Annotated in this window: 17 protein-coding genes; 9 read left to right on the forward strand and 8 right to left on the reverse strand. The window is 38.5% G+C overall.

All coding sequences use genetic code 11. The features are described from left to right. Window positions 1-9: 9 nt before the first annotated feature. From R2S57_RS03505 to R2S57_RS03520, 4 genes are all read right to left on the reverse strand, one after another. A complete protein-coding gene (locus R2S57_RS03505; protein WP_316843718.1) occupies window positions 10-3444 on the reverse strand; it encodes a SusC/RagA family TonB-linked outer membrane protein in 3435 nt (1144 codons plus the stop codon). Window positions 3445-3634: 190 nt separating this feature from the next. Beyond that, complete coding sequence (locus R2S57_RS03510; RefSeq protein ID WP_316843719.1) at window positions 3635-4636, reverse strand: FecR family protein; 1002 nt, start codon at window positions 4634-4636, stop codon at window positions 3635-3637. Between the two features lie 509 nt (window positions 4637-5145). After that, on the reverse strand, window positions 5146-5712 hold the full coding sequence (locus R2S57_RS03515; protein ID WP_316843720.1) for an RNA polymerase sigma factor: 567 nt from the start codon (window positions 5710-5712) through the stop codon (window positions 5146-5148). Between the two features lie 64 nt (window positions 5713-5776). Continuing rightward, window positions 5777-7012 carry a sterol desaturase family protein gene (locus R2S57_RS03520; RefSeq protein WP_316843721.1) on the reverse strand — a complete coding sequence of 412 codons (1236 nt, stop codon included), beginning with the start codon at window positions 7010-7012 and terminating at the stop codon, window positions 5777-5779. A gap of 164 nt (window positions 7013-7176) precedes the next feature. On the opposite strand from R2S57_RS03520, the gene R2S57_RS03525 reads away from it, so the two are divergent. The 5 genes from R2S57_RS03525 (at window position 7177) to R2S57_RS03545 (ending at window position 12198) form a co-directional block, all read left to right on the forward strand. After that, window positions 7177-7935, forward strand: a complete 759-nt coding sequence (locus R2S57_RS03525; RefSeq protein WP_316843722.1) for an ROK family protein — start codon at window positions 7177-7179, stop codon at window positions 7933-7935. An 86-nt stretch (window positions 7936-8021) separates the two neighbouring features. Beyond that, window positions 8022-9437 (forward strand): NADP-dependent phosphogluconate dehydrogenase, encoded by a 1416-nt coding sequence (gndA, locus tag R2S57_RS03530; RefSeq protein WP_316843723.1) that lies wholly within the window; start codon window positions 8022-8024, stop codon window positions 9435-9437. A gap of 29 nt (window positions 9438-9466) precedes the next feature. Next, a complete protein-coding gene (gene zwf / locus R2S57_RS03535) occupies window positions 9467-10981 on the forward strand; it encodes a glucose-6-phosphate dehydrogenase (RefSeq protein WP_316843724.1) in 1515 nt (504 codons plus the stop codon). 108 nt (window positions 10982-11089) lie between these two features. Further along, the gene (gene pgl / locus R2S57_RS03540) at window positions 11090-11815 is read left to right on the forward strand and encodes a 6-phosphogluconolactonase (RefSeq protein ID WP_316843725.1); all 726 of its coding nucleotides are present in this window, start codon (window positions 11090-11092) and stop codon (window positions 11813-11815) included. 2 nt (window positions 11816-11817) lie between these two features. Beyond that, on the forward strand, window positions 11818-12198 hold the full coding sequence (locus tag R2S57_RS03545) for a DUF5655 domain-containing protein (protein WP_316843726.1): 381 nt from the start codon (window positions 11818-11820) through the stop codon (window positions 12196-12198). A 361-nt stretch (window positions 12199-12559) separates the two neighbouring features. Here the strand turns inward: R2S57_RS03545 and R2S57_RS03550 are convergent, their stop codons facing one another. From R2S57_RS03550 to R2S57_RS03560, 3 genes are all read right to left on the reverse strand, one after another. Beyond that, window positions 12560-13441: an exopolyphosphatase gene (locus R2S57_RS03550; protein WP_316843727.1), complete on the reverse strand. Its 882-nt coding sequence runs from the start codon at window positions 13439-13441 to the stop codon at window positions 12560-12562. Next, the gene (gene ppk1, locus R2S57_RS03555; protein ID WP_316843728.1) at window positions 13441-15501 is read right to left on the reverse strand and encodes a polyphosphate kinase 1; all 2061 of its coding nucleotides are present in this window, start codon (window positions 15499-15501) and stop codon (window positions 13441-13443) included. Before ppk1 ends, R2S57_RS03550 begins: the two co-directional genes overlap by 1 nt. Window positions 15502-15601: 100 nt before the next feature. Beyond that, on the reverse strand, window positions 15602-16231 hold the full coding sequence (locus tag R2S57_RS03560; protein WP_316843729.1) for a hypothetical protein: 630 nt from the start codon (window positions 16229-16231) through the stop codon (window positions 15602-15604). Between the two features lie 76 nt (window positions 16232-16307). Here R2S57_RS03560 and R2S57_RS03565 point away from each other — a divergent pair, with 76 nt between their 5' ends. The 4 genes from R2S57_RS03565 (at window position 16308) to R2S57_RS03580 (ending at window position 19767) form a co-directional block, all read left to right on the forward strand. Next, on the forward strand, window positions 16308-16799 hold the full coding sequence (locus R2S57_RS03565) for a YajQ family cyclic di-GMP-binding protein (RefSeq protein ID WP_116249667.1): 492 nt from the start codon (window positions 16308-16310) through the stop codon (window positions 16797-16799). A gap of 98 nt (window positions 16800-16897) precedes the next feature. Next, on the forward strand, window positions 16898-17344 hold the full coding sequence (locus R2S57_RS03570) for a GNAT family N-acetyltransferase (RefSeq protein ID WP_316843730.1): 447 nt from the start codon (window positions 16898-16900) through the stop codon (window positions 17342-17344). Window positions 17345-17401: 57 nt separating this feature from the next. Continuing rightward, the gene (locus tag R2S57_RS03575; protein ID WP_316843731.1) at window positions 17402-17998 is read left to right on the forward strand and encodes a DUF4142 domain-containing protein; all 597 of its coding nucleotides are present in this window, start codon (window positions 17402-17404) and stop codon (window positions 17996-17998) included. Window positions 17999-18153: 155 nt separating this feature from the next. Next, window positions 18154-19767 carry a S8 family peptidase gene (locus R2S57_RS03580; RefSeq protein WP_316843732.1) on the forward strand — a complete coding sequence of 538 codons (1614 nt, stop codon included), beginning with the start codon at window positions 18154-18156 and terminating at the stop codon, window positions 19765-19767. 229 nt (window positions 19768-19996) lie between these two features. Here the strand turns inward: R2S57_RS03580 and R2S57_RS03585 are convergent, their stop codons facing one another. Then, complete coding sequence (locus tag R2S57_RS03585; RefSeq protein ID WP_316843733.1) at window positions 19997-21043, reverse strand: NAD(P)-dependent alcohol dehydrogenase; 1047 nt, start codon at window positions 21041-21043, stop codon at window positions 19997-19999. Window positions 21044-21326: the final 283 nt, after the last annotated feature.

The following is a 21326-nucleotide window of genomic DNA, read 5'->3' on the forward strand; positions in this document are numbered from 1 at the left end:
TTATTAAAATTAAAAACCAACCGTTAATGTTACCCCAAATGTTCTGGTTGATGGAAATTGTGCTGTTTCGAAACCTTGTACAATGTCGGTTCCTGAAAGCGTACCAAACTCCGGATCGAAAATTGGCCATGGCGACCAGATAAATAAATCGCGACCGTATACACCAAGCGTAGCTCTTTGTAAACCTAATTTTTTGGTTAATTTAGGCGTTAGCGTATAATCGAGACGTGCCTCTCGGAATTTCAAGAAATCGGTACTAAACGTACTTCCTTCAGCGTTATCTGCTCCCATTTGTGCTCTGTAGTAAGCATCTACATCATAGGCTACTACATCATTAGGGCGATAGGTTCCGTTAGGATTTTGAATAACACCAGTACCAATTATACCATTGTATCTTCCCGGAAGGGTATTGGTTGTTTTTCCTTGCTCTACCAATTTGTAGTTGGTTAAGGAGTGTGCTACTGCACCAACCTGTGCATCGAACAATACGTTTAATCGAAATTGTTTGTATCTAAATTCTGAGCCAAAACTTGTTTTAATTCTTGGTGATGTATTACCTAAATAAACAACATCATCAGTAATTTTTGCAGTTCCGGTAGTTGCATCGTACACAATTTGTCCATCAGGAGAACGTACAAATCCACGACCATATAAATCGCCCATGCTTCCGCCAACCTTCGCTACAACTTGTCCGCCAGCAACAGGCCCGGTTCTTAATACTACCGAGCTATCGCCATTTATATCTACAATCTTATTTCTGTTAGCAGCATAGGTAAAATTTGCATTCCAGCTAAAATCTTTCCCTTTTATTATTGTTCCGTTAACCGCAAGCTCAATACCCCTATTATCTACCCGGCCAGCATTGATAACCATTTGATTATATCCCGTTGAACGATCTAGAATACGGTATAAAATTTGATTTTTTGAATTACCAGAATACATCGCAAAATCAAAATTCAACCGATTATTAAACAAACGTATATCGGCACCCACTTCGTAGGTACTGGTGGTTAATGGTAGCAAATCCGGATTAGGCAATATGGTTGGGTTTTGCAATGCACCGCCCGAATACAGACCACCAGCAGCTGATGGATAAGTATATGAAGTAATGTAAGGTGTATTTGTGGTACCACCCACTTGCGAATACGAAGCTCTTAGTTTAGCATAATTAATAACTTTCGGTAACTTAACTACTTCGGATAAAATAAAACTTAAACTTGCTGATGGGTAGAAGAATCCAACATTGTCTGTTCTTGAAGGCGTTGCCAAAATACTCGACCAATCCTGTCTACCCGTTAAATCTAAATACAAGAAATTTTTATACGTTAATGAAAGTAATCCATAAAAACTATTGGTAGCGTATTTGTTCCGAAGTGGTAAGGTTACCAATGCACCTGCTGCATTCGAAAAAGAATACAAGCCTGGATAAATTAACGAATCGGCTCTGATTTCGTCTCTAATGTATTTATTCTTAAGCATGCTACCACCCGCTGTTGCTGTTAATTCGAAATCTTTTGATACTTTTTTGTTATATCTTAATAAGAAATCGGTACTGGCTTCCTGCGAATAAATATCTTGTGTACGGTACGATCCTTTTGGTAATTTAGTACCTGCATCGTACGGACGATCTTGTTCGCGTTGCTCGTAACTAAAATCGAGCGATGTTCTTACTTGCAAGCTTAATTCTTTGGTAAAACTATAGGTAGCCTGAACATTTCCGGTCATTCCGTTTCGTATCGATTTATTTATAAATTCGTACGAAATGGCATATGGATTTTCAGGAAATGAACTAAACGGATATTGAATAGCTCTACCTTCCTGACCAGTTTTCCAATAATTTCTTAAGCCATTTGGATCGGCATTTGGTTGCCAGAAAATGTACCAGTACATTAACGATTGGTTACCATAACCTGCACCTGGTAAGTTATCGCTAAACTTGTTGGTATAATTAATTTTAGATGAGATAGTTAACTTATCGTTTACTTTCGAATTAACCGATAAGGCTACAGAATTACGTCCGTAACCCGTATTTGGTGTAATCCATTTATTATCTACGTTGGTAAATGAGAAACGTGCCGTGGTTTTATCAGTACCACCATCCACACTCACCGAATTGGTATACGTTTGGCCAGTTTTAAAAAAGTCGTTTACTCCGTTTACATATGGAACCCATGGGGTTCTTTCGGTACCCACTTTTTGCGTAACCGGATCGTATTGGTAAAACATTTGGCCATCAAATTTAGGTCCATATGCCGAACTCGTACCACTCGTACTTGCTCCGTCTGCACCTGCACCGTACGAATAATAATCTGCACCTGCTAAACCCTGTCCGTATTCATATTGTAAATCCGGTGAGCGGTTCATACTCTCGAAGGAAGCATTCGAATTAACCGTAATTCCCAATCCTTTATGTTTTGGATTACCCGATTTTGTGGTAATCAAAATGGCACCATTTCTACCACGCTCGCCATAAAGTGCAGCTGCACCCGGGCCTTTTAAAACAGAAACCGATTCTATATCTTCCGGGTTGATATCGTTTAAGCCACTACCATAATCGGCAGGCATATTATCGCTACTCGTTCCATACACAGATTCGCCAGAAATTGCTGTAGAACGACCACTACCACCGCTAATTGCAACTCCATCCACTACGATTAATGCTTCACTGCTTCCGCTTAAATCGCTCTCGCCGCGTAAAACTACCTTAATTGATCCTGTAGGGCCTCCATTTGAGCGTATTAAATTTAAACCGGCTACTTTTCCCGAAAGGGCATCCAGCCAGTTACCTGAAATGGCATTGGTTAATGCTTCGCCTTTAACAGTTGTATTGGCGTAACCCAATGCTCTTTCTTCCCTTTTAATCCCTAAAGCCGTAACCACAACCTCGTTAAGTGAATTATCTGCCGCTTTAAGCGTAAAATTAATCTTTGTAGTTACCCCATTGCTTACTTTTATCAATTGTTTCCGCACAATTTCATACGAAATAAACCGGGCTTCAACAGTATACGTTCCTGGCGCTAAGTTGAGGTTAAACTCACCTTTATTATTGGTTTGCCCAAGAACGTTAAGTTCTACAATCTTAATCGTTGCCGCAGGTATAGGTTCGTTGTTTTCATCAACAACTTTACCGCTAAGGGTACCGGTAGAAGTGCTTTTTGAAATAATTAGGATATTACCTGCAACGCCTGCTTTATATGTAAAGGGCATACCTTTCAAAAGCAGATCGAGTATTTCGTTTACCGATCTTAGTCCGCGGGAAACATAAACTTTTTTCTGATCGTCTAGTTGTGTATTGTTGTATGCAATATTATTGCCGCTAAGCTTTTCTAATGATTCGAAAGCCTTTTTAAGTGTGATGCCATCGGCCTCAAATAAAATTTTCTTATCCGTTTGTGCATTAGCGTATGGTGAGAATGAGAGCAGATTCAAAATTATTACGGCCATAACAACCATAATTTTTGAGGGATACTGACAGACGTTTTTCATCCATCGGGTATTAATTTTCATATCTTTACTAAGTTTTACTTTTTCAAATGAGTTTAAACAGTTTTTAGGGCTTGAAATGTGTCGAGCATTTCGAGCCATTTTTCGGTTTTAGTAATTTTTTAGTTCATATCTATTTTGTAGTTTATCGTTAATAAATGATTACTTTATTTTCATAGATTTTGTATTTTGAGCCTGACAATTTTGCAATCATATCCATAATCTGCTTCGCCGGACATTTATCAAATTTTGCGGTGAGCTTTACTTCTTTTAAAGCTTCCGTTTTTATTTCAACATCAAGGTCGTACTCTCGGGCAATAACCTCAGCTATCTCTCTTAAGGGTTCATCATAAAAAAAGAGTTTGTATTCGCGCCAGCTGTTATAATCGATGGCATTTACCGCTCGTTTGGTACTTTTTCCATTATTCTTATTGATAATGAGCTGTTCATCTGGCAGGAGGAAATGTACAGGCTCTGTTTTGCCCTTATTTTTAAACAGCACACCTACTTTCCCGGTCTGAATGCTTATGGTGATATTTTTTAATGATGGGTAGGCATTGATATTAAATGATGTTCCTAAAACAGAAGTACTTACTTTTCCGGTATAAACAACAAAGGGTTGTTTGTTACGGTGCTGAACATCAAAAAACGCTTCGCCAACCAGATAAACGATTCGTTTTCCTACATTAAAATTTTGAGCATAACGTATTTTACTGTCTCCGTTAAGATAAATATTAGAACCATCAGGCATCGTAACCAATCTTTTTTGTCCCCTTGGGTTATAAATTTCGTTGTAAACAACAGCTTCGGTTTTTTTAGCTGGCAGCGTATTAAAATATAATAAAGGCAACAGCGCAATAACCAATATTGCAGCTGCGATGGTAAAATATTTAAGGTAATTGATTTTCCGCACAACCGGCGATTGATCGGCCGCACTGTTTGCAATGTGCTGCTGAAGGGCTGTCCAACTTTTCTGTTGGTTTACAGGTTTGTTTAGCGTATAATCTGCCGCCTCGAAAGCCTGTAGCGTTTCCCTGAAAATCTGCTGATTCTGCTGGCTGCTCCCCACCCAAATCAGTAAATCAGTTAAATCTTCACTGCTAATGGTTTTTTTGCTGTAATCTTCTATTAGTTTGTAATAACGTTCGTCCATTTAGTAATGCTGTTCTGAGTCTAAGACAGATTAAATGGAGCGGATACGTAGCGAAAAACATCAAGTTATTGTTAACAAATTGTTAAGTGTAAAGAATTGCTTCTTACCTAAAGGTTAAAGGATTATTTCATTATGGAAAATATGAATTCTTGTGATTTGGAAATGAAAAGTCAGTGTTTCATAGATACTTTAATCCTGCTCTACGCTACATCCCGACAGAAAAAATCGGGGATCCGCTCCTATCGGATTTAGGCACAAAGGCCAGTTAAAAAACCATTCTTAACTCTCCTGTTTGTGCAAAATCGGTTTATTTGACAAGCACCAAATTAAATTAAATAAACCCGATTGCGGGAAGAGCTTCCGATCCTTCATCGGAACTCGCACCAAAAGCGGGACTGAAATTCCTATGAAAAACCGAACCTGCCTTTCCAAAAACTAATACACGTAATATTACAATAAATGATATGTTTAAAAGGATTAGGATTCTTTGCTGGTAAAAGGGAATTAAATTAAATAGCTGATCGGTCGATAGTGAGCAACCTAAAATTTTTTACGGCCTGGTAAAGCAGTGTTTCTACCGTTCTTACTGTAATGCCCAGTAAATCGGCGATGATATTTTTTTCAAGCAGATCGATGCGACTCATCAGCAGAACCTCGCGCTGCCGGTCGGGCAATAAATTAATCAAACCGATAATTTCCGAATAAGATTCCCTGCTGGTAAGCTGTTCGTGCGGGTTTAAATAAGTATCCGGGTAATCAAGCGTATCAGCGTGGTCGTTTATGCTCAAAATATGGAGTTTTACGCGCTGGATTTCGTTAAAGGCTAAATTTTTGGCTGCTGTAAACAGGTATTTTTTGATCGATTTGATCTGAAGCTCGTTCCGTTTGTCCCAAAGCTTCATAAAAAGATCTGCAATAAGTTCTTCAGCCTTATTATAATCCTTAATGTAAATAGAGGTAAATTTGCATAAAGCCGGATAATACCTGTTAAAAAGGGTTTCTAATGCAAGGCTGTCCTGATTTGCTAACAAAGACATTAAATCTTCATCACTTTTACTTAAATATACATCCTTCATCTTGCCAACAAAAGTAGCTGGGCAACATTACGGTAATGTTAAGCAAACTTTGCCTTTAGGTTATCTATGTATTAATTGTGTTGGATTGGTAGTTGAGTAAGTGCTTTTTATACAAGCTATTCAAAGAAAAATTACGTTCAAGAATAATCAATCCTACAACCGGGAATATTAAAAGTTCGATGATGTTAAAAGTATAGAAAAAATAGCCGAATAGCAGAATCAACCTAAAACACTCCAGGTAGTAAATCCACCTGCGTTGCTCCAGCAATGCACCAATATTAATCAGCGTAACCAAAATAAAAACGGCAATTGCTACTTTATGCACCAAGGTTAACGACCCATAAAATGCCGTAGTGCCCGTAAGCATGGCTACCACCATCACCAGCTGGATATTTAAATAAATTTTAAACTTGGGTTTGGGCTTCGCCTCATGCTGGATCTTGTTCTGATGATAACGTTCTTCTAAAACAGGCCTGATATTTTGATCCATCAATGCCGGACTGCCAAATACGGCATTCCATTTGGCCTTAAAACCATTCGCACGCTTATACGCTTCCCCTATCTCTAAATAATAATGAAAATGCTGCCAAAGAAAACTATAACTTTTAATGGGATGTGTTAAGCCATATTTCGGCGCTTCTTCTTCGGTTTGAAAAGTTCCGAACAGCTTATCCCAAAAAACGAAAACATCGCCATAGTTTTTATCCAGATATTTCTCATCTGAAGCATGATGGACGCCATGTAAAGAAGGCGTAATCAGTACGTATTCTAACCAGCCCAACTTACCGATTAATTGTGTGTGCGTAAAAAAAGAGTATGCACCATGAGCCAAAAGAATGGTGATGATCATATTTGGATGAAAACCGACCAATGGGAGCATACACCAAAACACATTACGGAATACCGCTTGAATGGTGGTTATTCTTGCCGCTGCAGACAAGTTAAATTCCTCGCTCTGGTGATGCACAATATGCGCTGCCCACAAAAAATTAATTTCATGCCCCAATCTATGGTACCAATACCAAACTAAATCTGTTGAAAGCAACAGCAATATCCATACGTACCATTTTATAGAGATATCGAATATTGCGTAGTTTACATATATCCAATCGTAAACCTGATAAAAACTGGCAGCGATAAATAAGTTCAACAACCTTTCGGCAATACCCACACTAAAATTTGCAACAGTACTTTCATATTTAAATATTTTCGCCTTTTTTTGTTGCTGGGCGATCTTAAATTCAATAAATACAAAAATAAAAAAAGCTGGAATTGCAAATGCTAGGTAGTTTACCGTCATAACTGTAGTGGTCTTTTTTAAGTTTAACGGAACAAACTTAAATATATTCTATTAAATACATAGATTTTATAGAATATATTATTACACATAAATTACCTCGATAGCGATTTATTGTTTGTCGTTTTAATTTATTTGTAGAACTTCGGATTTATAAATACACAATTATGGCTACAACGAAAAAAGCTGAAAACAACAATATATTATCCATTGATATTGGCGGTACGAGTATAAAAACGGTCCTTTTAGATGAAAGCGGGAATATGCTTACCGAATATTTAAAAAGTAAAACCCCAACAGAAGCTACGCCAAAAGATATTGTTTCGGGCATTGTAGAGTTGATTAAGCCTTTTCCAATTAGTTATAACCGCGTATCGATCGGATTTCCGGGGTATGTTAAAAACGGAATCGTTAAAACAGCCCCTAATCTTGCCAAAAATAAATGGGCAGATGTTGATCTGGCGCAACGTGTAGCCAACGAGCTGGGTAAATCAGTCCGCCTGGTAAACGATGCCGATCAGCAGGGCTTAGGCGTTGTTGATGGCAAAGGCTTCGAAATTGTTTTTACCGTGGGTACAGGTTTTGGTACCGCTTTATTATTCGATGGAGAATTACTTCCGCACTTAGAACTTGCACACTTCCCCATCAATAAAGAAGAAGATTACGATGATTATATTGGGAACAGGGCTTTCGAAAAAATAGGCACCGAACGCTGGAATAAAAGGCTAAAAAAAGTGATCGAGATCTATAAAACAGTTTTTAATTACGACACTTTATATATTGGTGGCGGCAATTCCAAACAGATTGATTTTAAACTGGAAAGCAATATCAAAATTGTAACCAATAAAGATGGGATTAAAGGTGGCGCCAAGCTTTGGAAACTGGCCGATAAGTACAACATTTTCACTGTTGAGCCTAAAAAATAATTGATCTTTATTACAATCTTTTAACAACAAAATCTACATTATTAATTTGTAAACCCTAATTTTGGGTGCATCCTAAAAAATAAAAAATGGCAAATAACGATTCAAAAAAATATAAATTGGGAATGATCGGTTTGGGCACAATGGGCCGCAACCTATTGTTGAACATGGCTGATAAAGGCTTCTCTGTAACAGGTTACGATAAAGACAGAAAAATGATCTCGAAACTTGAAGAAGAAGGCAAAACGCACAATTTAGAAGGATTTGACGACATTGAAAGTTTTATTGCAAGCTTACAAACACCACGTACACTGATCTTGTTAGTACCAGCCGGACCAATTGTAGATAGCGTTATTGCAGAATTAAAGCCACTTTTAAGCAAGGGCGATATTATTATCGATAGTGGTAACTCACATTTTACCGATACCAACCGCCGTGTTGATGAATTGGAAAAAGATGGTTTACATTTCTTCGGCATGGGTATTTCTGGTGGTGAAGAAGGTGCGCGTTTTGGGCCAAGTATGATGCCAGGTGGCGATAAACAAGCCTACAATGTTGTAAAAGATGTTTTTGATGCCGTAGCTGCAAAAGTGGGTACCGATCCTTGCGTAACTTATATTGGTCCTGGGGCATCTGGCCACTTTGTTAAAATGGTTCATAATGGAATCGAATATGCCATTATGGAACTTATCGCCGAAGTTTACGGAATCCTTAAAAACGGCTTAGGTTATAGCAACGAAGAAATATATAAAGTATTTAAAAAATGGAATGAAGGCAGACTACAATCTTTCTTATTGGAGATTACTGCTGAAATCTTCCTTTTTAAAGATACTGAAACACAAAATGACCTTCTAGATCAGATCAAAGATGAGGCACGCTCAAAAGGGACAGGAAAATGGACATCAGAGGTTTCAATGGAACTTCAATTGCCAATCCCAACCATTAACGAAGCTGTATCTAACCGCGACTTATCCAAATTTAAAGCCTTAAGGGTTTCTTTAGAAGAAGCTTTTGGTAAAAAAGACACCAAAATAGCCGTTACCATTGAAGAACTGGAAGATGCATTCTACTTCTCCATGATCAGTGCTTATGCGCAAGGCATGCATTTATTGGTTCAGGCTTCAAAAGAGTATCAATACGATCTGCAGTTACAGGAAATTGCTAAAATCTGGCGTGGTGGCTGTATCATAAGGGCTAAATTCTTAGAAGATATTTATCAGGCTTACGATAAAAACAATGCTTTAGAACATTTATTTGGTGATGCTGGTATACAAAATATCATTAAAGGTACTTTAGCGGGTACACGCAAAACAATTGCTGAATGTCTCAGCTCTGGCTTAGGTATACCTGCATTTGCATCTACCCTAACCTATTTCGATACAATTACTACGGCAAGGATGCCTTCTAATTTAATCCAGGCGCAAAGAGATTTCTTTGGTGCACACACTTTCGAACGTATTGATAAAGATGGTGTTTTCCATGCAGATTGGAATAAATTATCATAACCTATTAGATTCACGAACAACAATATAAAATGAAAAGCAAAACCGCATTAAACCCTACCATTTTTGTAATATTTGGTGGAACAGGTGATTTAAACAAAAGAAAATTAGCACCTGCCCTATATAACTTATTTATAGAGGGTTACATGCCAAATAAGTTTGCCGTAATTGGTACGGGTAGAACCGAATTTACCGACGATAGTTATAAAGCTGCTTTAGAAGATGCCGTAAATCAGTTTTCACGTAGCGGAAAGGTAAAAAAAGATAAATGGGAAGATTTCGCAAAAACCATGCATTACTGCCCTACCGATTTTGCCCAGCCAAAAACTTTCGAAAACCTAAAAGCAGCAGTAGAAAAATATCAAAAAGAATATGGTCCTGGTACACAGGTAATTTTCTACCTGGCCGTTGCGCCTAACTTCTTCCCTATTATTGCGGAGTGTTTACAGAAATATAAACTCACCCAAGATGAAGACAATAGCCGTATCGTGATCGAGAAGCCATTCGGACATGATTTAGAATCAGCAAAAGAGTTAAACACCTTACTGGCTACCATTTTTACCGAAAAACAGATTTACCGTATCGATCATTATTTAGGTAAGGAAACTGTTCAAAATATGATGGCTTTCCGTTTTGCCAATGCTTTGTTCGAGCCTTTATGGAACCGGTCGTATATCGATCACGTTCAGATTTCGGTTACAGAACAATTGGGCGTAGGCGATCGTGGTGGCTACTACGAAGGTTCTGGTGCACTAAGAGATATGATTCAGAATCACCTTTTGCAATTGCTTTGTTTAATCGGAATGGAAGCGCCAATCAACTTTGATGCCGATGAAATCAGAAACCGTAAGGTTGAGGTGTTGAAAGCCATGCGCCCGTTTTCTGCCGAAGATATCCGTTTCCACACGGTTAGAGGTCAATATAGCAAAGGCTGGGTTGAAGGTAAGGAAGTTCCAGGCTATCGGCAGGAAAAAGGTGTAGATCCTCATTCCAATACCGAAACTTTTGCTGCAGTTAAATTTCATATCGATAACTGGAGATGGCAAGGCATTCCTTTCTACCTAAGAACAGGAAAACGTTTGAACCAGACTTCATCTTTGATTACCATCCAGTTCAGAGATGTGCCACATCAGATTTTCTCATCAGGCGTAACTGAAAACTGGCAACAAAATAGATTGGTAATCAGTATACAACCAGAAATGAGTATCCGTATGCAGGTTCAGGCCAAAAGACCTGGTTTGGATATGGTATTAAATCCGGTTGATATGGTTTTCGATTACAAAGGAACCTACGAAGGCGATACTCCTGAAGCTTACGAAACATTACTATTAGATGCCATGATGGGCGACCAAACCTTGTTTATGCGTGGCGATCAGGTAGAAGCTGCATGGGAATTGGTAATGCCGATTTTAAATACCTGGGAAAGTAAAAAATCGATCAATTTCCCGAACTACCCTGCCGATAGCTGGGGACCAGAAGAAGCTGAAGCCCTTATTGCAAGAGATGGTTTTCACTGGTTTAATTTGCCATTGAAGAATAAAGAATAAAACGCTTACCGTCATTGCGAGGTACGAAGCAATCTTAATGCTATGGGTTTTGTATAGCAAGTGTTGTAGGATTGCTTCGTACCTCGCAATGACGATTATACTAAAAAAATGAATCTACTCATATATAAAACATTAGAAGAACTGAATCAGGATCTGGCAGATTATGTAATTAAAATTGCAGAAATGTCTATCGAAGAAAACGACCGTTTTAATTTCGTATTAACCGGCGGCAGTTCTCCTAAAGCGCTTTACCATTTGTTGGCTACAGAAGGTCAACATAGAATTGATTGGGAAAAGGTGTACTTCTTCTTTGGTGATGAACGTAACGTTCCAGCTAACGACGATAACTACAATGGATTAATGGCTAAAAAAGCGATTCTTGATCCACTGGGTATTAAAGAAGATCATATTTTTTATGTTGATACCACTTTGGCTCCAGAAAAGGCCGCTATTGAATATAAAAAAGCAATCGACAAACATTTTAACGGAGAGGATTTGGTTTTCGACCTGATTCTTTTGGGCATGGGAGATGATGCACACACCGCTTCTATTTTCCCACATACCACTTTAGTTAAAGATGAAGAAGTAAATATAGCTTCGGTTTATGTCGAAAAGTTAGATACTTACCGCATCAGTTTTACTGCACCTTTAATCAACAAAGCCGATAACGTTGCATTCCTGGTTTTTGGAGAGAACAAAGCCGAAGCATTGAAACATGTGATTGGCGATACAGAAAAAAATGTAGACTTATATCCTTCTCAGTTAATTGATCCTATTGATGGAAAATTAACCTGGTTTACCGATGAAGCTGCAACAAAATTATTAGAAGATTAAAAATGATGATGTCTGAAGAAAAACATTTATCAGACTTTTTAAACGGAAAAACGGAATATACTCTTGAGTTGTTCCGTTTTTTTATTGACCAGCTGGCCGAACTTGGCGAAATTAAACTTCAGCCTACTAAATCAATGATTGCCATCGAATCAAAATCCAGTTTTGCGTATATTACACAACTGGGCAAAAACTTTATCCATGTAGTTATTCCTTTCGATCGGGCTTACGAGGATAACCTTTGCTTTACCAAAATTGCCCAGGTACCAGGAACAAACCAATTTAACCACCATTTAAGGGTTTTCTTTAAGGAAGATATCAATGAAGAAGTAAGAAGCTTTTTGAAAATGGCAATAAGAAAAGACCCTGAAACAAGTTCAGGATGACGATTGGAGGGGGATTATTTCGCATGTGCTGTCGGATGTTACCATCCGACAATTAAAAAGAAATTAATATAAGTGTCAGATAATAACATCTGACACCATGAGAGTTTCAGTGTCGATAATGCATTTTCCATGTTTTCCAGTCCGAAAGGATCCTGAAACAAGTTTAGGATGACGATTCAAGGGGGATTATTTCGCTTGTGCTTTCGGATGCTACCATCCTACTAGTTTAAAACAAATTAATATCAGTGTCAGATGGTAACATCTGACACCACGAGAACCGATTCTTCATCAGCAGCGAACGGAGAAATCTAGCGCTATAGATTTCTCCACTTCGGTCTAAATGATGATCTCATAAGTAAATTTAATCCAATTTCTCTTCAATCAACAGTTTAATAATCCCATCGGCCATACCTACTTTTGGTACATAAATCTGTTTAATGCCCGTCCATTTCATTAAGGTTAAGTAAATCTCGCAGGCCGGGATAATTACATCTGCGCGGTCGGGATTTAAGCCCAGGGTATTGATCCTTTCTTTCAATGAATAACTGGTTAACTTATTATACATCGAATTTAACTTCTGTAAAGATAAAGGCGCATTTTCCTTTTCGTCAGACATCCGGAAAAGCTTGTTGATGTTTCCACCAGTACCAATACCTGCAAGGTGTTTGTAAGCCTTAGTATGTTCTTTTACCCATTCTTTCATCTCTTCCCAGGTTTCTTCCTTATCCTGGTTATCGAGCATTCTAATCGTACCAATATTAAACGATCTCGAGGCTTCTGGCGAACCCTTTACAAAAACAGATAATTCGGTACTGCCACCGCCAACATCAATGTATAAATAAGTTTTATTCTCATCTAACTCTTCTTCAATGTGGTTGGCATAAATAATATTTGCTTCGCGTTGTCCTTCAATAATCTCTAAGGTAACATCAGTTTGTTCTTTAATCAGTTTAACAATGTCCTGACCGTTATTGGCTTCGCGCATCGCTGATGTTGCACAGGCTAAATATTCGGAAACATGATAAACATCCATCAGGTTTTTAAAGGCAGTCATGGTTTTTACCAGGTCTGCAGATTTTTTCTCTGAAATATGCTGATCCAGGAATGCATCATCTCCAAGGCGGAGTGGTACACGGATTAAGGTGTTTTTTTTGTATTTGTATTTTCCGTCCTGTTTGCTGATATCGGCAATGAGTAACCTCACGGCGTTCGAACCGATATCTATAGCTGCGTATCTTAACATTATGATTGATGCTTGGTTTTTAAATAGTTATAAATATCTACTTGTGCCCTTATCTTCTTACTTAATCTGTTTTTATGGTATTTGTTGTTGTTCAAGGCATTAATCTGTCGCGATTTGGTATTGTCCTGCAGTTGCAGATCGATGATGTCCTGGATCTCCTGTTTCACATCATGGTCTAAAACCGGGAATCCTACTTCTACACGGTGTTCGAAATTCCGGCTCATTAAATCGGCAGATGACAAATACATATCGTTTTTACCGTTATTGCCAAAAATGTACACACGGGCATGTTCTAAAAACTTATCGATGATGCTGATGGCCGTGATATTTTCACTAAATCCCTTAACACCTGGCACCAAACAACAGATACCGCGGATAATGAGTTGAATTTTAACCCCCGCATTACTGGCGTCGTAAAGTTTGGCAATAATCCCTTCATCGGCCAGGCTATTCACCTTTAACATGATGTAGGCCAGCTTGCCCTGTTTGGCATTTCTGATTTCGCGGTTGATAAAATTAACCAGCTTCGAACGGCTCTCTAAAGGCGAAACAATCAGGTGTTTGAAACCTTTGGTAACCGTTCTTTTGCTTAAGGCATCGAACAGTTTTACCAGGTCGTTGGTGATTTCCTTTTTGGCCGTAAAAATACTGTGATCGCAGTATAAACCTGCTGTTTTCTCGTTAAAGTTACCTGTTGCTAAATTTGCATAATAAACAGGTTTATCTTTTTCCATCCGTTTAACCAGGCAGATTTTAGAGTGTACTTTATAATCCGTTAAACCATAGTTTACCTTCACGCCTTCTTCCATCAAACGGGTAGTCCAAAAAATGTTGGCCTGTTCATCAAAACGGGCTTTCAGCTCCAATAAAACCGAAACAGCTTTACCATTTTTAGCGGCGTTGATTAAAGCATTGATTACTTTCGAATTTTCTGCCAAACGGTATAACGTAATCTGGATCTCAGTAACCTTTGGATCAAGTGCCGCCTCACGTAAGAACAGAATGATATAATCGTACGATTGATAGGGTAAATTGACCAGATAATCGCGTTGGGCCACTTTATTGAACATGCTCTGCGTACGGTGCAAATCATGAACCTTTAGCGGTACGTTTGGTGCATATTCCAGTTCCTTTTTACCCACATTTGGGAAGGCGATGAAATCACCAAATTTATGATAACGGTTACCCGGGATTAAACTTTCGGCTTCGAGTTTAAGTTTGTTTACTAAAACAGTAAGCATATTTAGTGGCATCGCCGAGTCGTAAAGCAAACGCATGGGTTTTCCCTTTTTGCGTTTCTCCAAACTGCTTTTTAAATCTTCGATAAACTTATCGTTGATATTTTTATCGATATCCAATTCCGCATCTCGTGTTAACTGGATGGAATATGCCTCTAAATTATCGTAAGAAAAAACATAAAAAATATCGTCTAAACAATACCTGATGATGTCTTCAGCAAGAATAATAAATTTCAGATCGTTTGTTTCCGGCAGCACCAAAAACCGAGGTAAATTGGGCGGAATTTCAATTAAGGCATACTTTTCCCTAAGTTTCGGATCCTTTTTAGAAAGTTTAACAAAAAAATATAGGTACCGGTCTTTCAGTTCAGGGAAAGGTTTGTCCATATCCAGCATGATCGGAACCACATTGGATAAAATTTTGTCCCTGAAATGATTTTTAACAAATTCTCCCCGGCTTACGTTCAGCTGGGTATCGTTTAAAATAAAAATCCGGTTCTGGGCCAATTCATTAATCAAGGTAGCCTGAAAAAGCTGATCGAATTTCTTTTCCTGTTTGACTACGATGTTCTTGATCTCGTTTAGGATTTTCTTTGGGTTAAAGCCCAAAAGTGCTTTTGCCTTATCGTTAAGATTGGTTAGCCTGGTTATTGTAGCTACCCGAACGCGATAAAACTCTTCTAAGTTAGAAGAAAATATAGATAGAAATTTAATCCTTTCGATTAGCGGCACGGTTTCATCCGCTGCCTCCTGCAATACGCGATCGTTAAAGTAAAGCCAACTAATCTCTCGGTTAAAAAATGGGATCTTCTTATTGCTCATTTAAAAAAATAAAAAATCCCTGCCAAAACAGGGATGTTCAAAACTGCACATTAATTTGTTAAATCGATGTTAATTCATCTACGCGTTAATGTTAACAAATCTATTTTTTAACGGGTGTTTTCACCTCTTTCTTAACCACTGGTGCTGCTTTAGCTACAGTTTTTTTAACAACAGGGGTTGCTTTTTCTGTTGTAGTTGCCGGAGTTACTGCTTTTTTAACGGTTGTTGTTGCTTTAGCAGGCGCTTTGGCTACAGTAGTTACGGCTTTTTTAGCAACAGCTGTTGATTCTTTTACAACCTCTTTAACTGCAGCAACTGGTTTTGCCAATACTTTTTCAGCTTTTTCTTCGGTTTCAATAGCAGCAACCTTAATGCTCTGCACTACGGGTTTGGCTTTAGCAACTGCTTTTTTCACCACTTTTGCGGCAGATTTTTCAGCCTTACTTGGCGCTTTGGTAGCCGTTTTTTTTGCTGATTTGGCCTTTTCTTTAGAGGCATGTAACAAGTCATCAATTTTCTGCCCTACATCAGCCTTTACTATGGTAAATTTTTTGGTTAATTTTTTAGCCACACGCTTACTTGCTTTTCCCACCTCTGTGCTGATTTCAGATACATCATGACCTAAACTTTTGATCACATCCAGGAACTTATCGGTGATCGATTGTTCCAATTGTTTCTTCACTTCTTTTTTGGTGATCTTTTTTTGAGACTTCGGCTTAGTGGTTTTCATATTATTTTTCGTTTTTTTGTGAGGATGGATTAATTTCTATTAAATCTACTTATTTTTTTACTTTAAAGCTAAAACCATGCCTTCTTTTGATATTGTAAGTAAAGTTGATGCGCAGACACTAGACAACGCGATTAACAATGCTAAAAAAGAAATCCTCAACCGATTCGACTTTAACGGATCGAAAAGCACCATCGATCTGGATAAAAAAACAAATGTGGTCACCATCGTTACTGAAGACGATATGCGGTTAAAAGCGATCGAAGGTTCTATCATCTCGAGGATGATGAAACAGAATTTAGATCCGAAAAGTCTGGATTTTGGTGATGAACAACAAGCTTCTGGCAACATGATCAGAAAAGAAATCAGCATTAAAGAAGGACTGGATAAAGAAGCTGCCAAAAAGGTTGTGGCAAAAATCAAAGCCAGTGGCTTAAAAGTGCAACCTGCTATTATGGATGACCAGGTTCGGGTAACCGCAAAAAAAATCGATGATCTTCAGGCCGTAATGAACCTTTGTAGAAATGAAGATTTTGGTCAGCCGCTACAGTTTATTAATATGCGTAATTAGGGTTAACTGCTATTTAGGTTAACTGGTTAATTGGTTAACTGTGGCGTGTGGAAAGCATTCACTCATTTTAATTATTCAAAATTCAATCATTAATCAAAATGGAAATCAGCGAAAACGGATTTATATTTTCGGATAATAAATCACTTTTGGATATCGAAGCCATACACCAGTATTTAAGTAAAGAATCTTACTGGGCTAAAGGTATTCCTTTCGAAACCGTTAAACGTTCTATAGAAAATTCGCTTTGCTTTGGTATTTACAAAGGTCCTGAGTTGGTTGGTTTTGCCCGATGGGTAACCGACAAAGCTACTTTTGCATGGCTTTGTGATGTATATATCAAAGATAGTTACCGTGGTTTGGGGTTATCAAAAAAACTCATGTCGATTATGATCTTTCACCCTGATTTACAGGGTTTGCGACGCTACCAACTGGCCACTTTAGATGCACATGGTTTATATGAACAGTTTGGTTTCTCACAGATTCAGAACCCAGAAAGGCAAATGGGCATCGTGATCCCAGACATCTATACCAAAGTGGCAGAATAGATCATAAAAACCTTTTCTAAGTTCTCTTGTTTTCCATACATCAAAACAAGAGAAAACATGAAAAAGATATTTTTATTATCCACAGCTTTTGCCTTAACACTTTCGTTCCAGGCTTGCCAAACTGCAGATAAAAAATCGGCAACTACAAAAGACAGTGTTGCAGGAGATACCACCATGGTAAACGGTAACCACGTTACAGGTGCCGAAAGTACCGAATCTGGACTTGATGAGGCTGGGGCAACCTTTTTAAGAAAAGCTGCTGTTGGTGGCATTATGGAAGTTGAAGCGGCCAAAATTGCACAGAAAAATGCAAAAAGTGCAGAAGTGAAAGATTTCGCTGTTAAAATGCTGGCCGATCATACCAAAGCCAATACAGAATTGAAAGATTTGGCAGTAAGTAAAAAAGTAATTACACCGGATGCATTACCCGCCGATGATCAGATCCATCTGGATGCGATGAAAAAAATGACCGGAGCGGCCTTCGACAAACATTATATGGATATGATGGTTACCGATCATGATAAAACTGTGGCCTTGTTTAAATTGGGCATGCAAAACCGCGATCAGGCCGTCAAAACATGGGCAAGCAATACCTTAACAGTAATCGAATCTCATGATGAAATGGCAAAAAAGATTGTGTCCAATATGAAGTAGAGGAGATAAAAAACTTTCTTTAATTTAAAATCCTGGATAGATCATTCCAGGATTTTTTTCGTTATTAAAATGTGTCAAAAACATCATTTTTAATACAATTTCTTTGAATAAAAAAATTAAAATTAACTTTCGCCGTTTAATACAAAAATACATAAATGAATAAGAGTAGAATTTTTAGCGCGCTTTTAAGTGTGGCCTTCATAAGTGCAGTGCCAACTTTAGCCAATGCGCAAAAAGCCAACTGGCAAAACCTTGATCTTAAAAGTGATACTACTTTCGGGATCAGTACCGAAAAAGCATATAAAGAACTGTTAAAAGGCAAAAAATCGGTTAAAGTTATCGTTGCGGTTAACGATGGCGGTGTAGAAGCCACACACGAAGACTTAAAACGGATTATGTGGGTAAATACCAAGGAGATTGCTGGTAATGGCAAAGACGACGACAAAAATGGTTATATCGACGATATCAATGGCTGGAATTTTATCGGCGGACCTAAAGAATCCATAAACTTTGAAACCTTAGAATTAACCCGTTTGGTACGTCGCGATCAGGTGCGTTTTGCCAATACTACCGATGCCAATGTTGCAGAAAAAGATAAAAAGGATTTCGAAGTTTTTAAAGCAGAAAGAGCCGATTTAGAGAAACAACTGGCAGAAGCCAAAGAAAATCTTGCTGGTATTACTGGTTTTAAGGCAGCATTAGACGCTGTGGTAAAGAAAATCGGCAAGGAAAACCCAACTGTAGAAGATTTCAAAAACTTTAAACCTGCTACCGAGATTGAAGGTAGAATACAGGGTGTATTAACCCAGCAATTGGAAAAAGGTAGCTTTAAAGATTTTTACGAAGATCAGATTGTAGAAGGTTTGGATTATTACACCCGTCAAGCCAACTATAACTTAAATCTTGATTATGATCCGCGTTCAATCGTTGGTGATGACCCGAACAATGTTAAGGAGAAATTTTACGGCAATAACGATGTTGCTGGTCCGGATGCCATGCACGGGACACACGTAGCCGGTATTATTGCTGCCGACAGAACCAATAAATTAGGTATTATGGGTGTGGCTGATAACGTTGCCATTATGGGCGTTCGTTGTACGCCAAATGGTGATGAAAGAGATAAAGATGTTGCCAATGGCATCCGCTATGCGGTTGATAATGGTGCAAAAGTAATCAACATGAGTTTTGGTAAGGCATACAGCTGGAATAAGGAAATTGTAAACGAGGCGATGAAATATGCAGCTTCTAAAGATGTATTAATCGTTCAGGCAGCAGGTAATGAAAACAAAAACATCGATACGGAAACCAATTTCCCTAACCACAAAGATTTAGACGAAAAAACCATTGCCTCGTGGATTACCGTGGGTGCTTCTGGTCCTAAGGATGATGAAACACTTAAAGCAAGCTTTTCTAATTTCGGTAAGACGCAGGTAGATGTATTCGCTCCGGGGGTTCAGATTTATTCTACCGTACCTGGCTCTAAATACAAAAACCTGGATGGAACCAGTATGGCCTCTCCTGTTGTGGCTGGATTGGCAGGATTAATCCGCTCTTATTATCCAAAGTTAACTGCAGCTCAGGTAAAAGAAATCATCGTTAAATCGGTTACTAAAGTTAACCACAACGTAGAATATGCAAAAGGTGAAGAGCCTGGCGCGGAAAAGGTTTCTGTTCCTTTCTCTGATCTTTGTATCAGTGGTGGTATTGTAAACACTTATAATGCGTTAAAATTAGCGGCAACTTACTCAGGTAAAGCAACTGCAAAGTAATTTGACTTTTTGCCACGCCCGCCTAGCTATTCAGGCAGGGAATCACAGAAACACGGAGTATCTTATCTCCCTTTATCATTCTGAGCGCAGTCGAAGAATCTTCAAACCATTATTTTAATAAAACAAAAAAGCGTCCTGATGTAAAAATCAGGACGCTTTTTTGTATAGCATTCAGAGAAGTCAAGTTTGATAGGCATATTGCCCATTAAAAAAAACTTGACTTCTCTAATTATATCGTATCCATATCGATAACGAAACGGTATTTTACATCGCTGTCTAACACACGCTCATATGCCTGGTTTACGTAGTTGATGTTAATGACTTCCACTTCCGAAACAATATCGTGTGTGGCACAGAAATCAAGCATTTCCTGTGTTTCTTCTATCCCACCAATACTCGAAGCCGTTAAAACCCTATTGCCATGCATTAAACCTGATCCTGGAAATTTGATAGGTTCTGCAGGTATACCTACGCAGATATGTACTCCGTTTACATTCAATAACTTGAAATACATTTCATAATCGTGTGGTGCAGATACCGAATCGATAATAAAATCGAAATGTTTGGCGTATTGCTTCAATTGTTCGGGATCTTTGGTGATCACAAAATTATGTGCACCTAATTTTCTGGCATCGGCCTCTTTTGATGGCGAGGTACTTAAAACCGTCACTTCTGCACCAAAAGCAACAGCAAATTTAACCGCCATATGGCCTAAACCGCCTAAACCTAAAACTGCTACTTTATGTCCTTTGGTAATTCCCCATCTTTTAATTGGCGAGTAAGTGGTTATACCTGCACATAATAAAGGAGCAACACCTGCTAGTGGTAGTTTATCAGAAACATGCACTACAAACTCTTCGGTACAAACAATTTTATTCGAATAACCGCCATAGGTTGGGGTAGTTTTATCACGTTCTACACTGTTGTATGTCCAAACGGTTTCTCCTTTTTCGCAAAATTGTTGCTGACCACCTTTACAGGTTGGGCATTCCTTACAGCTATCAACCATACAGCCAATCCCAGCAAGATCGCCTACCTTAAATTTAGATACAGCAGACCCTACTTCTGTAATCCGGCCAACAATCTCATGCCCTGGAACCATTGGATACCGTGCAGGTCCCCATTCGCTTCTTACCTGGTGGATATCAGAATGGCAAATGCCACTAAATAAAATCTCAATCAACACATCTTTCGGCCCAACATTCCTTCTTTCGAAATTCCATGGAGCCAATTTATCGGTTTGGCTGTGAACAGCGTATCCTTTTGCAGCTATCATATTATATTAAATTTTGGCAAAGCTAGGCGATTAACAATTATGGTTCGTCATAGCGGGTTCATTTCGGCAGGTGCCATAGTGTTGCAATTACAGACATCGCTGGTTTCTAAAACCTAAACTGAAAATTGTCAACTCAGAACTGGAAACGCTCAACTGAGAAATAATATGGGCGTTCCCCAATCCCGAGAAATACGGGAAAGGGTCGGGCTTTTCAGGGCTGCGCTTCGCTTCGGTACCGATGGTACTAAACCCTTCCAATCCCTAACGCAAAACCTACCGTTTT

The sequence above is a fragment of the Pedobacter psychrodurus genome (assembly GCF_032678585.1).
In the GTDB taxonomy this organism is placed as follows: Bacteria; Bacteroidota; Bacteroidia; order Sphingobacteriales; family Sphingobacteriaceae; genus Pedobacter; species Pedobacter psychrodurus_A.